Origin of the sequence: Mesorhizobium comanense (genome assembly GCF_005503535.1) — a bacterium.
Taxonomy (GTDB): domain Bacteria; phylum Pseudomonadota; class Alphaproteobacteria; order Rhizobiales; family Rhizobiaceae; genus Mesorhizobium; species Mesorhizobium comanense.
Genome location: NZ_SCNN01000062.1, coordinates 1 through 4,820 on the forward strand (window position 1 = coordinate 1; position 4,820 = coordinate 4,820).

Here is a 4,820-nt window from a genome sequence, read left to right on the forward strand (position 1 = left end):
GGGTTGGGCCTGAGAGGCGCCGGCCATGGGCGGATCAAATCCACCACGCACACATCCTAGCGATGCGCGCGGCACGGATAATTCCGCGATCGCACCAGTATCGCTCAACCGCCTCCTCTGGGGTGCCGTTCGAACAGGCCAAAGAAGACGGCTTGACGGGCTGTGTCAGGCATCTGAAAAGGGCTGGCCTGCGGACGTGGCGGAACTGGTAGACGCAAGGGACTTAAAATCCCTCGATCTCCGATCGTACGGGTTCGATTCCCGTCGTCCGCACCAGCAACATTCGGATCGCCAGAGCCCCAACCCCAGATCACTCCGGATCGGATTCAGTTTCAAATGTTGGATCAAAGTAATCATCTTCGCATCGAACGCATACAACCTCAAGAGTTACCGCTTCATTCGCGAAGGCTTCCATCGCCAGACCTCCTCCCGCATTGGAAGGCTCAGTCAGGTCACTCGCGAGCGTTTTGATAATCCATGATCCGCCACCGATACTGTTGTTTTGTTCCCCGTCCATTTTCTATAAGGCTGTATGCAAGTAGCGCACTCCTCTGATTCAATGAACTATCCATGAATTATGTAGAACTTCATCGTTGGTTTGCGCCCGTTCGCAAGGATCAGGAGGTCAATCCCAATATCGGCAAGCTATGGGGTCCCAAGGTTCATGGGTGGATGGATTGGGAGGCTCTTCGTTCCTATCGACGGGTGGTTCTTTTAGCGGAAGCCTCAAGCGGAAAATCGGAAGAGTTCCGCCATCAGGCGCGCACGATCGCATCAGAGGGACATCCTGCATTCTATCTTCGGATAGAAGAGTTGGCGGATCACGGCCTCGAAGCTGCGCTCGGGCCGCAAGAGAGCGAGAGCTTTGAGATTTGGAAAGCCCGCGCTTCGGAGGGATGGTTTTTTCTGGATTCCGTGGACGAGGCTCGGCTCAATCGCAAAAGTTTTGAAGGCGCTCTAAAGCGGTTTGCACGCGAAGTCGGCGCGGCGCTCGAACGAACTCATATCTTTGTATCGTGCCGAGTCACCGACTGGAAACAAGCAGACGACAGACGGGCAATCATGGATTGGTTGCCGGCATGGCAAACCGCAACTGTCGCCGAGGACAGGAGCGAACATAGCGGCCTGCTAGACCCAATATTTAACCGATCGGAACAAGACAACCAAAGCATCGCAGCCCACGGCGTGAAACCACATGAGCTGCTGGTGGTGCAGCTTGTGTCCCTGGATCGCGACCAAGCCGTCAAGTTTGCAAAGGCTGCCGGTGTCGCCGATACCGACGCCTTCGACAGAGAACTTGGTCGAGGGGGACTGGAAGCGTTCCAGCACCGCCCAGGCGACATACTTGAGCTGGTTGCCTACTGGAATGAACACAAGGCATTCGGCTCGCTTGATGCCATGATCGATTTCGGTATTACGCATATGCTGTCCGAAAGCGATCCCTTTCGCGCCGACAGCGACGCACTGTCATCAGCAAAGGCCCGTACGGGTGCCGAACTGCTCGCCGCCGCGCTCACATTGGGCAAATCGTTCACCTTGCGTGCTCCGGGAAGCGAAACGGATCCAAGCCTTTCAGCAGGCGCGATCGATCCCGCACACGTGCTTGACAATTGGAGCAATGCCGAGCGTACATCATTATTGCGCCGCGGGATGTTTGCCCCGGCCACGTATGGTCGGATTCGCTTTCATCACCGTTCGACACAGGAGTTTCTGACGGCGAAATGGTTCGACCGCCTGCTCGCTGAAAACTGCCCCAAGGCCGAAATTTGGAATCTCATATTTGCCGACCGGTACGGCGTCCCGACAATCGTTCCTTCGTTACAGCCAGCCGCTGCATGGTTGGCACTCTGGCATCCGGATATCCGTGACGAAATCATCCGACGCGAGCCTCTTCTCCTGCTTCAGAAAGGAGCTCCTCGTTCCTTGCCGATCGAGACACGCCAACGGATCCTTTCACTATTTGCCGCTAAACATGCGGCAGGAGAAATATCCGACACCTATCTTGATTCACGCAATCTCGCCATGTTCGCTGACGAGCGGCTTTCGTCGTCGATCAGTCAAGCTTGGGAACTCAACGACCGGGACGAATTTCGCTTCATCCTGCTCCGCCTCATCCGCGATGGCACGATCAAGGGAACTATCGAGATCGTAAGAAATGTGGCTTGCGACACCGACGCGAGCGATTATCAGCGCACAGTTGCCATCCAGGCGCTGGTCGAATTGGACGACAAGCCGCGACTGCTGAAATTTGCAAAGGCATTCTTGGCGAACGCTGCCGACTTGTCAGCTTCTTTGGCTGCAAGAGCAGCTTCGGCATTGTATCCGAAGGCCATCTCCACAGATGATCTTCTCAACCTGATTGCAAGATCACATCAGCCAAATTCGAACTCAATCGAGGGTTTCGCCTACGAGGTCCACGCGCTGTACATCGCGGCTACAAGCAGAGCCGAAAAGGCTAAGCTCATCGCGGGCCTTGCGGACCTTTGTCTGTTGCCACCGTTTGTCCAACCCTACCATCGCATCTCCGAGCGTTTCGGATATCTGGCGAGCCTCTTGCGCCCCATTGCGAGAGCGGAAATTTTGGCCCTGAATGGCGAGCCGAGTGACGGCCTTGTGCGGCTCCTAATGGCAGTGGAGCGCGCGGACAGGCACTACCCGGCAGACGACGACGACAGCCTGCCTTTGCGCGACCAAGTGCAACGTCATCTCAGACTAAACCGGGCTCTCATGTGGGCTGATGTTGCGGAAAAGCGGGAACATGCTCCAAGTGACGAGCGCCCCATCATCCATAGCTGGCAGATATTTTTCACTCCGGGCGAAGTGTTGTGGCATCCGACGGGAGCCGATATCTCCTGGCTTACCGATGACGTCAGCAACAAGGAAAACATTGACGATCGGCGAATGGCCCTTAGCGCGCTCGTCTCGGCCTTGGCTATGGCAGATCGCCTGCAAAATGAACGCGATTGCTTGTATACGCTGGTCGACGGCGTTCCCGATCTCATCAGCGATCTCAATGCCTATTTCGCGCCTCGCCCTGACAACGATGAGCGGAGGCGATGGGATCATGACAGGGAAAAGCGGCGGCGAAAACAAGAAGCCAGGACGGCCGACGACAAGGCATCCTGGATTGAGTTTGCAGATTCCTTGCGTGCCGATCCCGCGATGTTGTCTCGATTCGACAATTTGGTTTCCTGGAAAGCAGGTGTCTTTAGGTTGAAGCATCTGACCTATTGGCTCCAACAACGGGCCAAAGCATATAATCATGTGGCACCACGCGAATGGCGACTTCTGGAAGAAGGGTTTGGCCGGTCGGTCGCAGAGGCCTATCGCGATGGAATGATGGCGCTTTGGCGGATTACCAAGCCGGAGAGGCCCGTTCGTAAACCTGGTGGGATGGTAACATCCAAATGGCTTCAGATTCTCGCTTTTGCCGGTATCGGCGTCGAAAGCCGGGAAACGGGCGATTGGCCCAATCAACTCAACGATGAAGCAATTGCCATCGCCACCCGCCACGCTATCTATTCTAATGAGCCCTATCCGGATTGGCTCGACGGCTTAGTACTGCGTGCGCCCGCTACTACGCTTCCGATCATAAAGCGTGAGCTCACATGGGAATGGGCGGCGACAGAACGCGGACACACGGACTTTTTCTATCACTACGGTTCCCCGGAAGTCGTTCTGACGCAACCTCTTCAACAGGCGCTGGTAAAGGTGATTGGCGCGCGGGAGGCCGGATCGTCGAATACGCTCGACAATGCCGTCGCCATCGTTCGCAAGCTTGAATTACCTCCTAAGCAGCGAGAGCGCTTATTCAAAAATATCCATCAACGTTTTAGCGAGCATGCTGCAAGCCACGCGGATCAATTCGCGCTACGCAATCTCGCCGTATTGTTTATGCTAGACGCCTCATCCGCCTTGAGTGTGCTTATTGATTGGGTCGGCAAGGAAAGACCAGAACCGGGCGTCACGCGGGTTGCGAACGTCATAGCCACTCTCTTCGATGGGCATCATCGATCGCTGGCCGTAGGTGCCTTAGCCGATTTACCGTTGAGCGGATTGGAGAAGCTTCTTTCTTTCACCTATAAGCATATCCGCCCGCAGGATGATTACGACCATGTTGGATCGTACTCGCCCGACACTCGGGATAACGCGCAGACCGCACGCAATACGATACTCTCCCAGTTGCTCGACCGGCCAGGCCCGGACGCCTATCGCAGCGTGCTTCGCCTCGCCGAAGAGCCTGAGTTTGTCGATCGAAGCGAAAGATATCGCGAGCTTGCGCATTCAAAGGCCGAGAAAGATTCGGAGTTTCCGGCGTGGACGAGCAGCGAGGTGCTCACTTTCGAGCGCCAGCACACCGCCCCCATCAAGACAGGAGCGGATTTACTGCTAGTGGTCATGAATGTGCTGGCGGATATCACCTTCCACCTAGCCAAGGGCGACGTGTCTTCACGACCGCTCTTGCAACGTGCACAAGATGAAAACGAAGCGCGAAACTGGATAGCAGAGCAGGTATTTTGGAGAGCCAAAGGTCGATTCCATGTCTACCGAGAGACCGAGGTCGCGAAGCGAGACCGGCCAGATATAGTTATAGCCTCGGCTAGCGCGCCATGCGAGGTCGCCATTGAGGTGAAGCATGGCGACAAGGGTTGGACGATAGCGAACTTGGAACACGCCCTTCGTTCGCAACTGGCTGAGGATTACCTAAGTGTCCGTTCCAAAAAGAGTTGAGTGATTTCAGCAGGTTGTGATTCCGTCGGATTTGCGAGATTCGATGGAGATCACGATGGCCTGGACTGAAATCACCCGTGCGCATTATG

1 protein-coding gene and 1 tRNA gene are annotated in these 4,820 nt (G+C 55.6%); both read left to right on the forward strand.

The genetic code is table 11. The features are described from left to right. Positions 1 to 190: 190 nt before the first annotated feature. Positions 191 to 276 (forward strand) — tRNA-Leu (locus FFS37_RS35500). A gap of 294 nt (positions 277 to 570) precedes the next feature. After that, on the forward strand, positions 571 to 4,731 hold the full coding sequence (locus FFS37_RS35505) for an NACHT domain-containing protein (protein WP_137935538.1): 4,161 nt from the start codon (positions 571 to 573) through the stop codon (positions 4,729 to 4,731). Positions 4,732 to 4,820: the final 89 nt, after the last annotated feature.

Coding starts and splice junctions, on each gene's coding strand:
- FFS37_RS35505 (WP_137935538.1), top strand. CDS start 571: ATGAATTATGTAGAACTTCATCGTTGGTTTGCGCCCGTTCGCAAGGAT.